At 55.4% G+C, this 16,990-nt stretch carries 17 protein-coding genes and 1 pseudogene; 16 read left to right on the top strand and 2 right to left on the bottom strand.

Annotated features, from left to right (window positions below; genetic code table 11):
• Positions 1-183: 183 nt before the first annotated feature.
• From groES to BCS37_RS12075, 9 genes are all read left to right on the top strand, one after another.
• The gene (groES, locus tag BCS37_RS08325) at positions 184-465 is read left to right on the top strand and encodes a co-chaperone GroES (RefSeq protein ID WP_069181014.1); all 282 of its coding nucleotides are present in this window, start codon (positions 184-186) and stop codon (positions 463-465) included.
• A 22-nt stretch (positions 466-487) separates the two neighbouring features.
• Positions 488-2,116, top strand: a complete 1,629-nt coding sequence (groL, locus tag BCS37_RS08320) for a chaperonin GroEL (protein ID WP_069181013.1) — start codon at positions 488-490, stop codon at positions 2,114-2,116.
• Between the two features lie 112 nt (positions 2,117-2,228).
• Entirely contained in the window at positions 2,229-2,696 is a 468-nt protein-coding gene (locus tag BCS37_RS08315; RefSeq protein ID WP_107528587.1) for a cupin domain-containing protein, read from the top strand.
• A gap of 171 nt (positions 2,697-2,867) precedes the next feature.
• A complete protein-coding gene (locus BCS37_RS08310) occupies positions 2,868-4,190 on the top strand; it encodes an NAD(P)H-dependent oxidoreductase (protein WP_069181012.1) in 1,323 nt (440 codons plus the stop codon).
• A gap of 386 nt (positions 4,191-4,576) precedes the next feature.
• Positions 4,577-5,962 (top strand): aspartate ammonia-lyase, encoded by a 1,386-nt coding sequence (locus tag BCS37_RS08305; protein ID WP_069181011.1) that lies wholly within the window; start codon positions 4,577-4,579, stop codon positions 5,960-5,962.
• Between the two features lie 32 nt (positions 5,963-5,994).
• On the top strand, positions 5,995-7,317 hold the full coding sequence (locus BCS37_RS08300) for an anaerobic C4-dicarboxylate transporter family protein (RefSeq protein ID WP_069181010.1): 1,323 nt from the start codon (positions 5,995-5,997) through the stop codon (positions 7,315-7,317).
• Between the two features lie 33 nt (positions 7,318-7,350).
• Complete coding sequence (locus BCS37_RS08295; RefSeq protein WP_069181009.1) at positions 7,351-8,778, top strand: aspartate ammonia-lyase; 1,428 nt, start codon at positions 7,351-7,353, stop codon at positions 8,776-8,778.
• A 26-nt stretch (positions 8,779-8,804) separates the two neighbouring features.
• Complete coding sequence (locus BCS37_RS08290) at positions 8,805-9,740, top strand: agmatinase (protein WP_069181008.1); 936 nt, start codon at positions 8,805-8,807, stop codon at positions 9,738-9,740.
• A gap of 302 nt (positions 9,741-10,042) precedes the next feature.
• Positions 10,043-10,192, top strand: coding sequence for an IS3 family transposase (locus BCS37_RS12075; RefSeq protein ID WP_159057717.1), 150 nt, complete (start codon positions 10,043-10,045; stop codon positions 10,190-10,192).
• Between the two features lie 19 nt (positions 10,193-10,211).
• Here BCS37_RS12075 and BCS37_RS08285 read toward each other — a convergent pair whose 3' ends face one another.
• Positions 10,212-10,733, bottom strand: a complete 522-nt coding sequence (locus BCS37_RS08285; RefSeq protein WP_069181007.1) for a YjbQ family protein — start codon at positions 10,731-10,733, stop codon at positions 10,212-10,214.
• Between the two features lie 17 nt (positions 10,734-10,750).
• Positions 10,751-11,458 (bottom strand): triose-phosphate isomerase, encoded by a 708-nt coding sequence (locus BCS37_RS08280; protein ID WP_069181006.1) that lies wholly within the window; start codon positions 11,456-11,458, stop codon positions 10,751-10,753.
• 144 nt (positions 11,459-11,602) lie between these two features.
• Here BCS37_RS08280 and BCS37_RS08275 point away from each other — a divergent pair, with 144 nt between their 5' ends.
• The 7 genes and pseudogenes from BCS37_RS08275 to BCS37_RS08245 all read left to right on the top strand — a co-directional run bounded on the left by BCS37_RS08275 (position 11,603) and on the right by BCS37_RS08245 (position 16,931).
• A complete protein-coding gene (locus tag BCS37_RS08275) occupies positions 11,603-12,325 on the top strand; it encodes a GntR family transcriptional regulator (RefSeq protein WP_069181005.1) in 723 nt (240 codons plus the stop codon).
• Between the two features lie 92 nt (positions 12,326-12,417).
• Complete coding sequence (locus BCS37_RS08270; RefSeq protein ID WP_069181004.1) at positions 12,418-13,254, top strand: class II fructose-bisphosphate aldolase; 837 nt, start codon at positions 12,418-12,420, stop codon at positions 13,252-13,254.
• 181 nt (positions 13,255-13,435) lie between these two features.
• Positions 13,436-13,828, top strand: coding sequence for a transcriptional regulator GutM (locus tag BCS37_RS08265; protein ID WP_069181003.1), 393 nt, complete (start codon positions 13,436-13,438; stop codon positions 13,826-13,828).
• Positions 13,829-13,868: 40 nt separating this feature from the next.
• On the top strand, positions 13,869-14,861 hold the full coding sequence (gene srlE / locus BCS37_RS08260; protein WP_069181002.1) for a PTS glucitol/sorbitol transporter subunit IIB: 993 nt from the start codon (positions 13,869-13,871) through the stop codon (positions 14,859-14,861).
• A 19-nt stretch (positions 14,862-14,880) separates the two neighbouring features.
• On the top strand, positions 14,881-15,408 hold the full coding sequence (gene srlA, locus BCS37_RS08255) for a PTS glucitol/sorbitol transporter subunit IIC (protein WP_069181001.1): 528 nt from the start codon (positions 14,881-14,883) through the stop codon (positions 15,406-15,408).
• 64 nt (positions 15,409-15,472) lie between these two features.
• Entirely contained in the window at positions 15,473-15,844 is a 372-nt protein-coding gene (locus tag BCS37_RS08250; protein ID WP_069181000.1) for a PTS glucitol/sorbitol transporter subunit IIA, read from the top strand.
• A 131-nt stretch (positions 15,845-15,975) separates the two neighbouring features.
• Positions 15,976-16,931, top strand: a pseudogene (locus BCS37_RS08245) (sugar-binding transcriptional regulator).
• Positions 16,932-16,990: the final 59 nt, after the last annotated feature.

The raw sequence follows: 16,990 nt of genomic DNA, 5'->3' as shown, positions 1-16,990 counted from the left end.
ACGAAAATTTATATGTTATGCAGAGAGCCTTTTATGGCTCTTTGTTGTTTTTTTGACTTTTTTACAAAATACCTATTGACTTTTTGACTTAAAACGATTACTATATACATCGTAAGTTAGCACTCAGCAAATGAGAGTGCTAATACAATAAAAAGATTTGTATGAAACTAGGAGGCAGATACCATGATTAAGCCACTGGGCGAACGTGTTGTCATTGAAGTCGCGGAGAGCGATGTCACGACGGCGAGCGGCATTGTGCTCCCCGATACGGCGAAAGAAAAGCCGCAGAAGGGCAAGGTCGTTGCCGTTGGCGCAGGAAAACTGCTCGATAACGGCGAGCGTGCCGCGCTTGAGGTCAAGGTCGGCGACGGCGTCGTCTTCTCGAAGTACTCGGGTTCTGAGATCAAGGTCGATGACAAGGACTACCTCATCGTTCGTGAGAGCGACATTCTGGCAATCCTGTAATATATAAGTGGAGGCAGTATAAATGGCAAAGCAGATTCTGTTTGACGAAGAAGCACGCCGCGCACTCGGCCGCGGTGTGGATGCACTGGCAAACGCGGTCAAGGTTACGCTTGGCCCTAAGGGACGCAACGTTGTTCTGGACAAGAAGTACGGTGCTCCGACGATCACGAACGACGGCGTGACGATTGCGCGCGACATCGAGCTCGAGGATCCGTTTGAGAACATGGGCGCACAGCTCGTGAAGGAAGTCGCGACGAAGACGAATGACATCGCGGGTGACGGCACGACGACGGCAACGCTCCTTGCGCAGGCGATGATTCAGGAGGGAATGCGCAACGTCGTTGCGGGCGCAAACCCCATGATCGTCAAGAAGGGCATCGAGACGGCAGTCAAGACGCTCGTCGAGGAGATCAAGAGCAAGGCACAGAAGGTTGAGACGAAGGCGAAGATCGCGCAGGTCGCAGCAATCTCCTCCGGCGACGCCGAGGTCGGCGACCTCATCGCAGAGGCGATGGAGAAGGTCGGTAAGGACGGTGTCATTACGGTCGAGGAGTCCAAGTCCATGGACACGAATCTCTCGGTCGTCGAGGGCATGCAGTTCGACCGCGGCTACATCTCCCCGTACATGGTGACGGATACGGAGAAGATGGAAGCCGTTATGGACGATCCGTATGTGCTCATCACGGACCGCAAGATCTCGTCCGTCGCGGACATCCTGCCCGTCCTGGAGCAGGTTGTAAAGCAGGGCAAGCAGATTGTCATCATCGCCGAGGATCTCGACGGTGAGGCACTCGCAACGATTGTTGTGAACAAGCTGCGCGGCACGTTCAAGGCCCTTGCCGTGAAGGCTCCGGGCTTCGGCGACCGCCGCAAGGCAATGCTCGAGGACATCGCAATCCTCACGGGCGGCACGGTCATCAGTGAGGAGATCGGACGCAAGCTCGACAGCGTGACGATCGAGGATCTCGGACGCGCACGTCAGGTGCGTTCCACGAAGGAAGAGACGACGATTGTCGACGGTGCAGGAAACAAGGCACAGATTACGGCGCGTGTCGAGCAGCTCAAGAAGCAGATTGCAGACACCACGTCCGACTTCGACCGCGAGAAGCTCCAGGAGCGCCTCGCAAAGCTCTCCGGCGGTGTGGCTGTTGTTGAGATCGGTGCAGCGACGGAAGTCGAGATGAAGGACAAGAAGTACCGCGTCGAGGATGCGCTCAACGCAACGCGTGCAGCGGTCGAAGAGGGCATCGTTGCCGGCGGCGGCACGACGTTCATCGACATTCTCCCGGCGCTTGACAAGATCAAGGCGGAAGGCGATGTGAAGGTCGGCGTTGAGATCGTGAAGCGTGCGATCGAGGCTCCTGTCCGCCAGATCGCGGAGAACGCAGGTCTTGAGGGCTCTGTCGTCGTCGACAGCGTGAAGAAGGCGGGCGACGGCGTTGGTTTCAACGCGCTCGAGAATACCTACGTCGACATGATTGGCGCGGGCATCGTTGACCCTGCGAAGGTCACGCGCTCTGCCCTGCAGAATGCGGCATCGATCGCAGCGATGGTGCTCACCACCGAAACGCTTGTCACCGACAAGCCGGAGCCCGAGGCTCCGATGCCGGCAGGTGCGCCGGGCATGGGCGGTATGGGCGGCATGATGTAAGGCATCAGCCCGACTGAACCAATAAAAAGTGAACTCCCTTGTGAATCCTCATAAGGGAGTTTATCCTTTTCGCTTTCCGCATAGTTCTTTTCTGTTTAAGGGTGGGATTGTGATGAAAATGAAGAAAATCGCATCGGCAATGGCACTTGGCTGTCTGATGCTCAGTGCAACGGCATTTGCTGAGGAAGCGCAGGACCGCACTGTGCAGCAGTGCTTCCAGAAGGATGAACTCATCGTCCTCGACAAGCAGGATGTTGCAGGCGGCAAGGGAACACTTCATGGATTGTTCTCATTCACGCGCGACATGGCAAAGCCGGAACAGGCGATCAAGGAGATCGGTTGGATGCGCCTTGAAAAGGGATCGTCGATCGGTCTGCACAAGCACGGCGTGAATGAGGATGCGTACATCATTATTTCGGGCGAGGGGATCTTCACGGATGGCGACGGCAACGAGACCGTTGTCCATGCGGGCGATATTACCATTGCGCGTGCCGGACAATCCCATGCACTCCGCAACGAGAAGGATGAGCCGCTCATCTTCCTCGATGTGATTGCGCAGAATGACGGATTGCAGAAGTAAGTCAACTGCGAAGAGGTATGTTTCTTTACAGATGGAAACATACCTCTTTTTTGCTGTAATGTTTACGCAAATTCAGCCAAGATGATATTGTATGAATGGAAATGCGGTGCTATACTAAGTTCAGAGCAGAGATGTATTGTTCCACCGACAGGTGGGCGAAAGGAGTTTCGCATGCTGAATATGGACAAGAAACTCGCGAAGCGCGAGGAAGAGGGCAAGATCATCCGTGCGGGCATCGTCGGTGCAGGGCAGATGGGGCGCGGCATGGTCACGCAGATGGCGCTCATGAAGGGGATCATGCCCGCAATTGTCTCGGATATCAAATTTGAAAACGTCATCAACGCCTTCCACTATGCGGGTATCAGCGACGAGGACATCGCTGTCGCAAAGACCCTCGAAGAGGCGAACCGCTATATGGAGCAGGGAAAATACGTCGCGACGGAGAACTCGGATTTTATTTCACAGGCGAACCTCGTCGAGGTCGCGATCGACGTGACAGGCGTGCCGGAGGTCGGCGTTAAGATCGCGATCGACGCGATGAACAATAAGAAGCACGTTGTTATGATGGATGTGGAGACAGATGTTGTCATCGGCAGCTATCTGAAGAAGCTCGGCGACAAGAACGGCGTCATCTACACGGGCTCGGCTGGTGATGAGCCGGGCGCCGTCATGGAGCTCTACTCCTTTGCGCGCGCGATGGGCATGGAGGTCAAGGTCATGGGCAAGGGCAAGAACAACAAGCTCGACTATGACTGCAATCCCGACACCGTACTCGAGGAGGCAACGCGCCGCAAGATGAGCCCGCGCATGCTCACCTCGTTCAAGGACGGTACCAAGACCATGGTCGAGATGACCGCGATGTCGAATGCAACGGGACTTGTCCCTGACGTGATCGGCGGACATGGTCCCTCTGCCTCACCGAAGGATCGCTGCGCTGATCTCAACGAGATCTTTAAGCTGAAAAAGGACGGCGGCATTCTCAGTAAACACGGCGTTGTCGAGTATGTCAACGGCATTGCGCCCGGCGTCTTTGTCACCGTCACCACACAAAATGAGGAAATTGCCTATCAGATGGGCTATCACAGCATGGGTCCCGGCCCACTCTGGACGCTCTATCGCCCGTATCACCTCTGCAACCTAGAGACACCGCTCACCGTTGCGAAGATCGTCATCGACGGCGAGCCGACCATCATTCCCCTCGACGGCCCCGTCAGTGAGTGCATCACCGTTGCCAAACGCGACCTGAAGGCGGGCGAGACCATCGACGGCATTGGCGGCTACACTACCTACGGCTCGATTGCAACTGCACAGGAGACGTACGAGAAGGGCTACGTTGTCTACGCCCTCGTCAACAAGAATGCACGCATGAAGTGTGATGTCAAGAAGGGCACTCTCCTCACCCTCGACATGGTCGACCTCGACACCTCGACGCAGCTCTATCAGGTACGCAAAGAGCAGGACAAGATGTATAACAATGGATATGCATTGAAGTAAGTAAAGCGAAAATACAGGCATCGCTGATAAAATGCTGCCCGTCAGACCGGTGCAGATTTTGCCTGTCCAGGAGATAAAACGGACGCATAGCCAAAGGCTATGCGGAAGATTTGTCGATACAGAGAGGGCAAAAAGATGCACTAAGATGGGGTGCTGAATTTACCAGTGATTCCGATAGATCCAGAAGACCTCCGTTCATGAAAGACGGAGGTCTTCTTTTTTCATATGTGAAATGCACATGGTTTATGATGTTTTATCAGTGACTATCTATCATTTTTTTCGATAAGCGAATTCATTTCTTTCAATTTTACCGTATTCATTATTTATGATATCATAAATGTCATAGAGTATAAATCGTTCTATTTTTTAAAGAAGGAGAGATCGTTATGAGAACCGAACACGATTTCCTCGGCAACATGGAAGTCCCCGATGATGTCTACTATGGCGTGCAGACGATGCGTGCCATCGAGAACTTCTACATCACGGGACAGAAGCTCGACCCCGATTTCATCAAGGCACTCGCTGTGGTGAAAAAGGCGGCTGCACTCGCGAACATGGATACGGGACGTCTCCCGCGTGAGATCGGTGACGTGCTCGTACAGGCGGCAGATGAGATCATTGCGGGCGGTCTCATCGACCAGTTCCCCGTCGACCCGATTCAGGGCGGCGCGGGCACATCCGTCAACATGAACATGAACGAGGTGCTCTGCAACCGTGCGCTCGAACTGCGCGGCGAAGCAAAGGGACGCTATGACATCATCTCGCCGAACAACCACGCCAACATGGCACAGTCGACGAACGACTCGTTCCCCACGGGCATCAAGGTCTGCCTCTCCACGAAGGGTGCGGTCTTCCTCGCCGCGCTTGACCGCCTCGCTGCGGAACTCGAGAAAAAGGCGACGGCATACCGTGCAATTCTAAAGATGGGGCGCACACATCTGCAGGATGCTGTCCCCATCACGCTCGGACAGGAGATGGGTTCCTACGCCTCTGCCGTGCGCCGCTCCATGCGCCGCATCCGCTACGTCCTGCGCCACATCCACACGATCAACATGGGCGGCACCGCCGTCGGTACGGGACTGAACGCCGAGCCGGCATACATCAAGGCGGTTGCCAAACGACTCTCCGAGATCACGGGTGAACAGTACCGCACTTCACAGAACATCATTGATGCGACGAACAACACGGATGCATTCGCCGACTTCTCCTCCGCGCTCAAGAATGCGGCGCTCGTCCTCATCAAGCTTGCGAATGATTTCCGCCTGATGGCATCGGGACCGCGCTGCGGCCTGAACGAACTGCATCTTCCGATGCGGCAGCCGGGTTCCTCCATCATGCCGGGCAAGGTCAACCCCGTCATCGCGGAGGTGCTCGACCAGGCGTGCTATCAGGTTATCGCAGGCGATCTCGCCGTGACGCTCGGTGTAGAGAACGGACAGTTCGAACTGAACGTTATGGAGCCGGTCATGGCGTTCAACATGTTCAACTCGCTCAACTACATCACACGCGCGGTCAATACCTTCGTCGACAAACTCCTCGTCGACCTGAAGCCGAACGTCGAGCAGTGCCAGAAGTGGCTGGACAACAGCGTTGGTATCGTGACTGCACTGCTGCCGCATATTGGGTATGAAAAGTCTGCCGAACTTGCACGTGAGGCATACACGACTGGCAGGCCCATCCGCGAGATCATCCTCGATCAGGGGATTCTCTCGAAGAAGGAACTCGATCACATTCTCTCGCCGCGCCAGATGACACGGCCGGGCATCGCTTAGTAAACTGTATAGTATAGCAAGGGGTGGTAAGTATGTTTTGGATTGAGCTTATCGTTGTTCTCGGAATGCTCCTGATCGGTGCACGCGTCGGCGGCATCTTCCTCGGTATGTCGAGCGGTGTTGCCCTCGCTGTTTTGGTCTTTGGCTTCGGTTGTACCCCCGGCTCGCCGGCCATCGACGTCATCATGATCATCATGACCGTCGTTGTTGCGGCATCCGTACTCCAAGCATCTGGCGGCATGGACTATCTGATCCAAGTGGCGATCAACCTGCTGCGCCGCAACCCGAAGCGGATCAGCTTCTACGCACCGCTTATCAGCTGGCTGTTCACGTTCATGTGCGGCACGGGCAACATCGTTTACGGCATCCTGCCGGTCATTGCTGAGGTGTCGCGTGAGGCGGGCGTTCGTCCCGAGCGTCCAATCTCCGTCTCTGTTGTCGCATCGCAGCAGGCGATCACGGCATGCCCAATCTCTGCGGCGACGGTTGCTCTCCTGGCTCTCTTGGCTCCCGCCAACATCACACTGGTCGACATTCTTGTCGTCTGCGTGCCCGCAACGCTCATCGGAACACTCGCAGCCTCTCTCTATGCATCTCGTGTTGGCAAGGAACTTGCTGAGGATCCTGAGTATCTGGCGCGCGTCGAGGCTGGTGAGGCTGCTCCGATCAACGAAAAGACGGATTTTGAGGAAAAAACATTCGGCGGCAAGGAAAAGAAGGCTGTGTGGCTTTACCTCCTCGCAACGGTCATCGTTATCGCCTTCGGCATCTTCCCCGATCTCCGTCCGACTTACCTCGTCGGTGATAAGATGACGACGTTCTCGATGACGGCAACGATCGAGATGGTCATGATGATCATGGCAGGCGTGATCCTGCTTGCGACAAAGACAGACGTACGCTCCGTCATCGAGCAGTCCGTATTCAAACAGGGGCTCATGGGCGTCTACTGCATATTTGGTCTGACATGGGCGGGCGATACGCTTGTTAAAAACAATCTGCCCTTCTTGAAAGCCGGTGCACAGGACATGGTAATCGCATATCCGTGGGTGTTCGCACTGGTGCTGTTTTTCATGTCCACACTGATCCTCAGTCAGGCGGGAACGCTCGGTGCACTTGCGCCGCTCGGCATCTCCCTCGGCATCTCCGCCCCGGCAATGATCGGTATGTTCCCTGCCGTCAGCGGACTCTTCTTTGTACCAAGCTATGCTACTGTCCTTGCGGGCATTGCGTTCGATCGGACCGGTACAACCAGAATCGGAAAGTTTGTATTCAACCACAGCTTTATGGTACCGGGTCTGATTACCTGCTTCGTCAGCGTCGCCGTTGGCCTTGGGCTTGCAAACGCATGGCTGTAATGATATATTCGACGCTTTTGCGGAGGGTATTGTATGCTGAAAGAAAGCGACTGCATCGGAGAAATGGAGATCCCGGAAGACGTATACTACGGGATCCAGTCGGAACGCGCGCGCAATAATTTTGACATCTCGGGGACAACGATCAATGATCTGCCCGATTTTGTCCAAGCTATTGCAGAGATCAAAAAGGCAGCTGCTCTCGCAAATGCGCGGATTGGGAAGCTTGATTCGCATGTTGCAGATGCCGTTTGCAAGGCGGCGGATGAGATCATCGCGGGAAAGCACGCAGGGATGTTTCCTATCGACGTCTTTCAAGGCGGCGGCTCGACCTCGACGAACATGAACGTCAACGAGGTTATTGCAAAACGGGCGAATGAACTGTTGACCGGACACAAGGGATATGATGCGGTGCATCCGAATACGCATGTCAACTGCGGACAATCGACAAACGATGTCATCCCAACGGCGATCGGCATTACCTGCCATCGTTACGCAAAAAAACTCCGTCCGTCTCTCGCTCTCCTGACCGAAACGCTGCAGAAGAAATCCGAGGAGTTCAAGAACGTCGTTAAGGCCTCGCGGACGTGCCTGCAGGATGCTGTTCCGATTACGCTCGGACAGGAATTTGGCGGATACCACGCATTTGCTGCGCGCCATCTGGCGCTTCTCGACGAGATGCTCGCACAGCCGCTTGAGCTGCCGCTCGGGGCGACGGCCTCCGGCACCGGATTTGGAACATTCGAGGGCTATATGGAGAAGGTGTTCGTCTCGCTGGAGGAGATCACGGAAATCCAAGTCCGACAGAAAGCAAATCTCTTCGACGGTTTGCAGCAGGGCGACGAGTACATCCGTATGTCAGCCTACCTCAAGAGCCTGGCAACCGGACTCGGGAAGATTGCAACAGACCTGCGCATCATGTCGTCCGGTCCGCGCTGCGGTTTTGCCGAGATACGCCTCCCCGCAGTCCAGCCCGGCTCCTCCATCATGCCCGGCAAGGTGAACCCGGTGATGCCGGAGCTCATCAATCAGATCTGCTATCAGATCTGCGGCAATGATATGGCGATCACGATGGCGGTCGAGGGCGGTGAACTGGATCTCAACGTGTGGGAGCCGGTCATCATCAAGAACCTCACAGAGGAATTCCGACTGCTGACAGGCGGCATGCAAAAGTTCGCCGAACTCTGCATCGCGGGGATCGAGGCAGATGAGGAACGCTGCCGTACCTACGCCGAGCAGACGATGGCAAATGCGACAGCTGCGTCCGCGCTGCTTGACTATCCAAAGGGGACAGAGATTGCACAGCGTGCCGTTGCGGAGGGCAAGACGGTCAAAGAGATCGTTCGTGAGATGCAGGTGTTTTCTGAAAGCGAGATTGAAGAACTCTTTGATCCGCTGATGATGGCGGATTGGCGGCGCAGCAGCAAGGTTATGTCCAATAAAAATATGAAGGCAAAGCAGTAGTCCAAACGGAAGAAAGGGGGACTGCTATGCAGGATAAAGTCAATCTGCCAATCACTGGAATTGCGTCTTTTGCAAAGTATCCGATTCATACCGACCTGACAACACTGGATGCAGATATTGCGGTGATTGGCGTGCCATATGATTTGGGGACGGCGTATATGAATGGCTCCAAATTCGGCCCGCGCAGAATTCGTGAGGTCTCCTGTCACTATGGCCGCGGAGATGCCGGATTCTATGATCCTGACTATGATGAACAGCTGCTCGCAGCACCGATTCGCGTAGTCGATTGTGGTGATGTGGATATGGTTCCGACGAATGTGGAAGAATCATTTGCCAATATTGAAGCCGCAATCCGTATGATTTTGGATCGCGGAGCTCTGCCCGCCATCATGGGCGGCGATCATTCGATTACGATTCCGGTGGCGCGTGCGCTCGATCGTTTCAAAGATCTCGTTGTGATTCAGTTCGACGCACACCTCGATTGGACATATGCGGCGGGCGGTCAAAAGTATACGAACGGCAGTCCCATGCGGCGCATGTCGGAGATGGAGCACGTTGGGAAGATGTTCCAGATCGGGATACGAGGGCTTGGCAGCAGCCGAAGATCCGATTTTGAGGATGCCAAAAAGTATGGAAGCACCATCATCACGGCGCGTCAGGCCAATAAGATGTCGCCGGATGAAGTCTTGGCACTCATTCCCGATGGGGCGCAGTACTATGTGACCATTGATATAGACGGATACGACCTATCGATTGCCTCTGGTGTAGGCTCGCCCTCTCCGGGCGGACTGACCTATAATTGGGAAACGGAGGTGCTCGAGGGGATCGCCCGCAAAGGCGAGGTGGTCGCATTCGATATGGTTGAAGTGGCACCGCAGTACGATCCGACGGGTGTCACGCCGCGTGTGGCTGCCATGACGATGCTCGACTTCATGGGGCATATTATGTTGAATCGAAGGTGATTTAATATGCGGGGCAGAAATCGGTTAAAGGCAGAGATGTCCCCTTATTTCCGCTCGCTTTCTTGCAGCGGCTTGTCCACATAAAACAAAAAAGCACCGCTGATGCAGTGCCCCCAAAAGTTAGACTTAACAAGATCTGACTTTTGGGGGTATTGTTATGACAAAATGCAGTACGGGATGTAACCTTAGGATCGTAAGGGAATCCCTTTCAGGACAAGGAGGATACAGAGCCTTATCCAAACGGTGCGAGATTCCGGATGGTTAAATCATACGTTGGATAAAGGCATGGTAAAGGGCACTATTTGGACAATATTAAGGAGTATATTGCCTGCTGCAACGAGCGCCGCATCAAGAAGCTCCTCGGCTGGCTCAGTTCCGCGCAGTATCGCCGCAAATTTCAAGCCGCACAACAAAAAGCGCAGGAAATTGCTTTCCTGCGCTTTCAGGTCTAATGCGAGGATTTATATTCTCTTACTCACCCATGACCACAATCGAGCACTTGCGTGTGCGGGCGCGTGTGCGGTCGAAGTCGACGAAGTAGCAGTAACCCGTGGTGCCGACGGCGAGCTGGCCGTCGGCAACCTCGAAGGTCTCAGATGAGCCAATGAGGGTCGCCTTGAGATGGGCATCACAGTTCCAGAGCGCGGTGCGGTCGCCGCCAGGCAGGTATGCCTCGGCATCCGGCCAGCTCTCGACGGCACGGTAGTGCTCCTCACCCGGGTACTGGTATTGGTTCCAGCCCGTCTGGTTCGGGATCAGATTCTCGAGGACGGCATTCAGATCGTTCTGTAGGAACTCTGTGCCCGTCTCGTCCACATCGTGTACGAACTCCTCAAAGAATACGCCGCAGGTTGTGTGCGGTGAGATGACGGTCACAATGCCCTCTTGGATACCGCTCTCAGCAATGGCGGCACGCAGTTCGGCAGTAATGTTGATAAAGGTGGGGGTACCGCCGTGCGAGGTGAGGGTCATCTTTTTCTTAAATACAGCCATCTGTGTCTCCTCTGCGCCTATGCCGCGCTTTCCTGTGTATTACGAACGGCGGCGGCACGCACGATTGCCTCTGCCATCTCCATAATGCGTGCTGCCGGATCGGGGGCACTGAGAATGCCGCTCGTTGCACCGCTGCCATCCGCTCCAAGGCGCACGACGCGGTAAACATCGTCTGCCGTCGTGATGCCAGAGGCAATCATGATGCCGATTGTGGGATCAATACTGCGGATCTTTGCAACGATCGAGGTTGTGTAGTTGTCGTCTGCGGTCTTGCCCGTACCGATAAGATCGGTCGGCTCGCAGAGCAAAATATCGGGGCGGAACGCGGCAATCGCCGTGCCCTCGGCGAGCGAATCCGCACAGGCAATTGTCTCGATGCCGAGTTCGCGCGCGCGGGCGATTGTCTTGGAGAGCTCCGTCATCGTCATGGGATTTTCTGCATGGTTGAGGAAGGTAGCACGTGCGCCCGCCTCGTAGAGTGCCTCGGGCAGGAGATGCCCCATGCCGCGCCCCGGTTTCAGGCTTTCCATCGCCTGTGCCGTGACAATGATCGCCTCCGTGTTTTCGCGAATGTAGCGGATGTCGGAGAAGGGGCAGGTGAAGTAGATCTTCAGCCCCGTCTCTTTGGCGGCACGGTCAGCAGACTGCGCGAGGGCAAGCGATGCCTTGCCGTAGAGATAGGACTTTGGGTTGACGACAAGAAATGGTGCGAGACTGCTCTTCATAACGGCGACCTCCTATAAAAATATTTACCATTGGTTAAATAAATATTACCACAGGTAAAATGCTCTTGCAAGGTTCTTTTTTGTTGACAAAAGGATAAGTAATCCCCTACTATAACAAAGGTAAAAGAGGAGGAAGACACATTTATGACGAGCAAGAAACAGCCGCTGCACGAGAAGATCCGCGACGCGATGGAGAAACAATTTGCCGATCTTGCGTATTTCTCTCCGATTCCAGGCGAGCGTGAGCTGTGTCAGATGCTCGCTGTGAGCCGGCCGACCGTGCGCAAGGCACTGGAACTCCTCGAGAAGGAAAACAAAATCGTGCGGATGCAGGGGCGCGGCTCGTTCTATACGGGGGAGAAGATCCCCGTGGACTACTCCGAGGCGCCGCAGCGCGGATTCGGGCTTGCGCAGATGTTCTCGGCGGAGGGGCGCGTCACGCGCAGCACCGTTCTGCAGCAGGTGGTGGAGCCTGCGCGCGGAAATCTCGCGGCGATGCTCGGCATCTCTGAGGGGACGCTCGTCTTTCACCTCAAGCGTCTGCGCTATGTGGATGAGCGGATCTATGCTGTCACGGACGACTACATCCCTCTCTCGCTTTGCCCTGAGCTCGTCCACATCGACTTCACGCAGCATGGGCTTTTGCGCACACTGGAGGCACATGATATTCAGCCATACGCAGAGGACAAGACCATTGAGGTAATTCATGCCTCGCCAGAGATCGCACTCTACCTCGAGGTGGCGGAACAGGCACCGATCTTTGTCACGCGTATTCTGACGACGGATTGTGAGGGACGGATCATTCAATATGCCACGTCGAAGGCGGATGCGTTCCGCAGTCGTTTCCGCGTGCGTTCGACAAAATAATAACCATTGGTAAACAAAATAATTGACAAAAGGATTCCTCTGAAATATGATAGGCACAAAATGAACGTGTTTTCAGAAACGGAGGAATCCTTATGTTGGTTGATGGAAAACCCGTACTCGCGGCGGCGAAGGCGGGACGTTACGGCATCGTTGCCCCGGACTTTCTCACGCTGAATGCTGCGCGTGTCTTTGTGCAGACGGCAGACGCGCTGCGGACACCGATTCTCCTCTCGTTTGCACAGGGGCATGCGGGACTGATTTCGCTCGAGGAGGCGGCGCTTGTCGGAAAGTACTGGGCGGAGAAGGTCGCGACGCCGATCGTGCTGCACCTTGACCACGGGCAGGACTTCGACTTCCTGCACCGCGCGATCGAGCTTGGCTTTACCTCCGTCATGTTAGACGCGTCGATGAAGGACATGGACGAGAATATCCGCCTGACGAAGGAGGTCGTCGCCTATGCGCATACGAAGGGTGTCAGTGTCGAGGCGGAGATCGGCCATGTGGGCGGTGCGTCCGAGGGGATTGAGGGCGTAACTTCGGAGAGTGTCTATACGACTGTGGAGGAGGCGGTGACCTTTGCAGAGGCTACCGGGGTGGACTCGCTCGCTGTTTCCATCGGTACCTCGCACGGTGTTTACGCGAGCAATCGGACGCCGGAGCTGAACTTTGAGCGGCTGCGCGAGCTCGCTGCAGCTGTCCCTGTTCCGCTCGTTCTGCACGGCGGCTCCGGCACGGGAGACGAGAATCTGCGGCGTGCCGTGCACGAGGGAATCACGAAGCTGAATGTCTATACAGATTTCCTCGTCGGGGCAATCGAGGAGATCAAGGCGGCGGGGACGGACTCCCTGATCGAGGTGCAGAGGGCCTCAGATGAGGGGATGCGCAGGGTACTCACGCATTACATCAATCTCATTTCAAAAACGGCATAAAAACGGGTCGAAGAAGCTGCCGCACTGCGGCGGCTTCTTTGTATTTCTGAACAAATGATAAGTACGGAAGAAGCGGCGCGGCACATTTACAAAAATTCAAAAAACGATATATTGTAAAAAACATACTTTATATGCTATAATTCAAATCGTTACAAGTTCGCAGTAAATAGGAGGTGATTCCTTGCAGACAGAGGCACTCGTCGGCGCACTCTTCCTGCTCTTTGTGATCCAAGTCATCGGAACGCATCTGCAGGTCAAGGAGTACAAACGCGCCGTACGCGAGCTGCACAAGCGCGGCAACGTCGGCATTGGGTCGCGCAGGAGGAAGATTGGCCCGTCGAATATCGTTGTGATCGCGTGTAATTCGGATGGGGAGATTCTGGAGGGACGCATGATGCAGGGGATGACCATTCTCAGCCGCTTTCGTCCAATCGAGGGCATCGCAGGACGAACGATCTACGAGCTTCGTGACGAGTACACAGCACTGCCCGAGAAGCGGCGTGTGCACTATAAGGGACACATACAGGCTCTCGATGCACTGATCACGCGTCTGGGAGACAAACAGTCGCTGTAAATCTACAAAGAGGACAGCTTGCTGCATAGGAGGAAAACGAATGTATCAATCAGTGAAGATTGTCGCAGGAACAGGCGGCTGGGGCGGCCCTCTCGTGCTTGTTCCAACGGAGATACGAAATAAGATCGTCAGCGTTACGGGCGGCGGCGTTCATCCGCTCGCGGCAAAAATTGCAGAGATGACGGGCTGCACAGCGGTCGATGGGTTCTCGACGGGAGTGCCGGATGAGGAGATCCTGCTCGCTGTCGTGGATTGCGGCGGCACGGCGCGCTGCGGCGTCTATCCCAAGAAGGGGATCCTGACGGCGAATGTCCTGCCCGTCGGCAAGACGGGACCGCTCGCGCAATTCATCACGAAGGAACTCTACGTCTCGGCGGTTGATCTCTCCTGTCTTTCCCTTGCGGACGCGGGCGAGAGCGCAGCTGCAGCAGAGACGGCATCTGCCCATACGCCCAAGACGAAGGCGCAGGCAAAGGCGGAGATCGCCGAAATGGAGAAGGGGCGCGAGAAGAATTTCGTTACGCGCCTCGGCATTGCCATCGGCGGTGTGGTCAACAAGTTCTATGCGGCAGGGCGCGAGACCATTGACATTACGGTCAAGAGCATCCTGCCGTTTATGGCATTTGTGTCTATGATTCTGGGTATCATTTCTGTCTCGGGGCTCGGCAATGTGATTGCGAATACGATCTCGCCGCTTGCGAGCACGCTGCCCGGCATGCTCATCATCTCGCTCATCTGCGCGATTCCATTTATCTCGCCCGTCCTCGGTCCCGGCGCGGTCATTGCGCAGGTCGTCGGTACGCTGCTCGGCGCACAGATCGGGATGGGCAACATCCCGCCGCAGTATGCACTGCCTGCGCTCTTTGCAATCAACGCACAGGTTGGTGCGGACTTCGTTCCCGTCGGGCTCAGTCTCGGCGAGGCAGATCCGGAGACCATCGAGCTCGGCGTACCCGCTGTTCTCTACTCGCGCGTCATCACCGGGCCGCTTGCCGTCTTGATTGCCTACGCAGCAAGCATTGGGCTTTACTAATTGGGAGGGATATAGTATTATGGAACTGATAGCAACAGCGGCAAACGGCTTCATGGATCTCTTCCGTGCGGGCGCGGCAATCTTTACCTCATGGGTCACGGGGATTGTTCCCCTGCTTGTCATCATGATGACGGCGGTCAACTCGCTCATCAAGCTCATCGGAGAGGAGCGCGTCAACGGTGTGGCACAGCGTGCAACGCAGAACATCATTACGCGTTATACCGTCCTCCCCGTTCTTGCCGTGCTCTTTCTCGGCAATCCGATGTGCTACACATTCGGCAACTTTGTCGAACAGAAGTACAAGCCCGCCTACTATGATGCGGCGGTCAGCTTCGTCCATCCTGTGACGGGACTCTTCCCGCACGCGAACGGCGGCGAACTCTTCGTCTATATGGGCATTGCAGCGGGGATTACGACGCTTGGTCTTCCGCTCGGCGATCTTGCCGTACGTTACTTTTTCGTCGGCATTGTCGTCATTCTCTTGCGCGGGATTGTTACGGAGAAGATCTATCTTTATATGAAACGTCGCGAGGCAAAGCAGGCATGAGGGAATCGCCCTCGCTGTTCCGCATCTGGGAGCAGGGCATTTCCATGAGACAGGAGGATGCAGCATGAAATTTTATTGCGAAGTCACGAGCTGGGGCGAGGAGTCGCTTCTCTTCCTCGACGATCCGAACGCCAACTTTATCATCATCTTTAACAACAACGCGCCCGAGGAACTCGTATCGTTCTCCGTGCTGCATACGCCGGCGAACTACAACGAGGATCCTGCCGTCGGCGATACGATGATCATTTGCGACAAGGCGTTCACGATCACAGCGATTGGAGACGAGGCGCTGCATACGCTCCGTGAACTCGGGCACTGCACGCTCTCTTTCCGCGGCGGTACGACACCGGAGCGGCCGGGCTGCATCATGCTGCAGGGCGATGTGCCGTTTACCAAGGACGATATCAAGATGGGGGCGACCATCGAGATCCACTAGGCGAAATCTACGTGAACTGCATAGGGGCTGCCGCAGCAGCGGCAGTCCCTTTTTCAGCGAAGTTATAGAAAATATGTCAAAACCGACGGCAAAAGTTAGAATGTGTTCTGTTAAGCAGAAGAGGTTTTCCAATGAAGAAAATTGTTGACGACGTGCGCCTCATCTTCAAGTGCTGCAGCCTCTACTATCAGGACGGGCTGGGGCAGAAGGAGATCTGCGAGGTGCTCGGCATCTCGCGCCCGACGGTCTCGCGGATGCTCACCATCGGCAAGGAGCGCGGCATCGTCCGCATCGAAATCCAGAATCCGGACAACATCGCCTATGGGAAGATGGAGCGCGAACTGGAGAAGAAGTACCATCTCCAGGAGGTTATCATCGTTCCGTCAAGCCCTATCTCGGACGGACAGTATCCCGTCAGCTCGGAGATCGGCAGTGCGACGCTCGAATATCTCTCCCGCGTCCTGATGGACGGCTATCTCGTCGGCATCACGATGGGGCTTGCGATCCAGAACGTCGTGCGCTCGGATTATTTCATCCGCAGCCCGATTAAGGCGACCTTTGTTCCGCTCGTGGGGGGGTAGCAGAGAGCCGCCTCGACATTCATTCCAACTACCTCGCACAGGAGTTCGCCGACCGCTTTGTCGGCGACTGCATCCAGTTCTTCTCTCCGGCAGTGTTCTCGCGGCGAGAAGTGCTCGAGGGATTCCTTGAGGAAAAGACGATCCGCAATGTGATTCGCCTTTATTCACGCCTCGATCTCGTCCTCATGGGGATCGGGATCCCGTCGACGGAACATTCGACGATCCTTCAGACAGGCTACGTTGATCGTGCCATTCTGGAGGAGTTCACGGCGCGCGGCGCTGTGGGGGACATTGCACTGCGCTATTTCGATGCCAACGGCGATACGACACCGTTCCAAGACTTCAACGAACGCGTGGCGGGCATTCCGCTTGCTGCGCTGAGGAAGATTCCGCGCCGCGTCGGTGTGGCAGGCGGGCGTGCAAAGAAGGATGCCGTGCTGGGAGCGATCCGCGGCGGTTTCATCAATGTGCTGATTACGGATATTGACTGTGCAGAGAACCTTTAGTACAGTTGTATAACATATAATGTAATGCAGATGATTTTTTTGGATTGGTGAGGTGCATA

Origin of the sequence: Selenomonas sp. oral taxon 920, from assembly GCF_001717585.1 — a bacterium.
Lineage (GTDB): Bacteria > Bacillota > Negativicutes > Selenomonadales > Selenomonadaceae > Centipeda.
The sequence above is the reverse complement of the archived record's forward strand: the minus strand, read 5'-3'. Positions and strand labels throughout refer to the sequence as shown.

Bases quoted from the DNA above. Each gene is read 5' to 3' on its own strand.
- BCS37_RS08250 (WP_069181000.1), top strand. From the start codon at position 15,473: ATGAAATTTTATTGCGAAGTCACGAGCTGGGGCGAGGAGTCGCTTCTC.
- BCS37_RS08305 (WP_069181011.1), top strand. From the start codon at position 4,577: ATGAGAACCGAACACGATTTCCTCGGCAACATGGAAGTCCCCGATGAT.
- BCS37_RS08315 (WP_107528587.1), top strand. From the start codon at position 2,229: ATGAAAATGAAGAAAATCGCATCGGCAATGGCACTTGGCTGTCTGATG.
- BCS37_RS08285 (WP_069181007.1), bottom strand. From the start codon at position 10,733: ATGGCTGTATTTAAGAAAAAGATGACCCTCACCTCGCACGGCGGTACC.
- BCS37_RS08280 (WP_069181006.1), bottom strand. From the start codon at position 11,458: ATGAAGAGCAGTCTCGCACCATTTCTTGTCGTCAACCCAAAGTCCTAT.
- BCS37_RS08295 (WP_069181009.1), top strand. From the start codon at position 7,351: ATGCTGAAAGAAAGCGACTGCATCGGAGAAATGGAGATCCCGGAAGAC.
- BCS37_RS08270 (WP_069181004.1), top strand. From the start codon at position 12,418: ATGTTGGTTGATGGAAAACCCGTACTCGCGGCGGCGAAGGCGGGACGT.
- srlE (WP_069181002.1), top strand. From the start codon at position 13,869: ATGTATCAATCAGTGAAGATTGTCGCAGGAACAGGCGGCTGGGGCGGC.
- groES (WP_069181014.1), top strand. From the start codon at position 184: ATGATTAAGCCACTGGGCGAACGTGTTGTCATTGAAGTCGCGGAGAGC.
- srlA (WP_069181001.1), top strand. From the start codon at position 14,881: ATGGAACTGATAGCAACAGCGGCAAACGGCTTCATGGATCTCTTCCGT.
- BCS37_RS08310 (WP_069181012.1), top strand. From the start codon at position 2,868: ATGCTGAATATGGACAAGAAACTCGCGAAGCGCGAGGAAGAGGGCAAG.
- groL (WP_069181013.1), top strand. From the start codon at position 488: ATGGCAAAGCAGATTCTGTTTGACGAAGAAGCACGCCGCGCACTCGGC.
- BCS37_RS08290 (WP_069181008.1), top strand. From the start codon at position 8,805: ATGCAGGATAAAGTCAATCTGCCAATCACTGGAATTGCGTCTTTTGCA.
- BCS37_RS08300 (WP_069181010.1), top strand. From the start codon at position 5,995: ATGTTTTGGATTGAGCTTATCGTTGTTCTCGGAATGCTCCTGATCGGT.
- BCS37_RS08275 (WP_069181005.1), top strand. From the start codon at position 11,603: ATGACGAGCAAGAAACAGCCGCTGCACGAGAAGATCCGCGACGCGATG.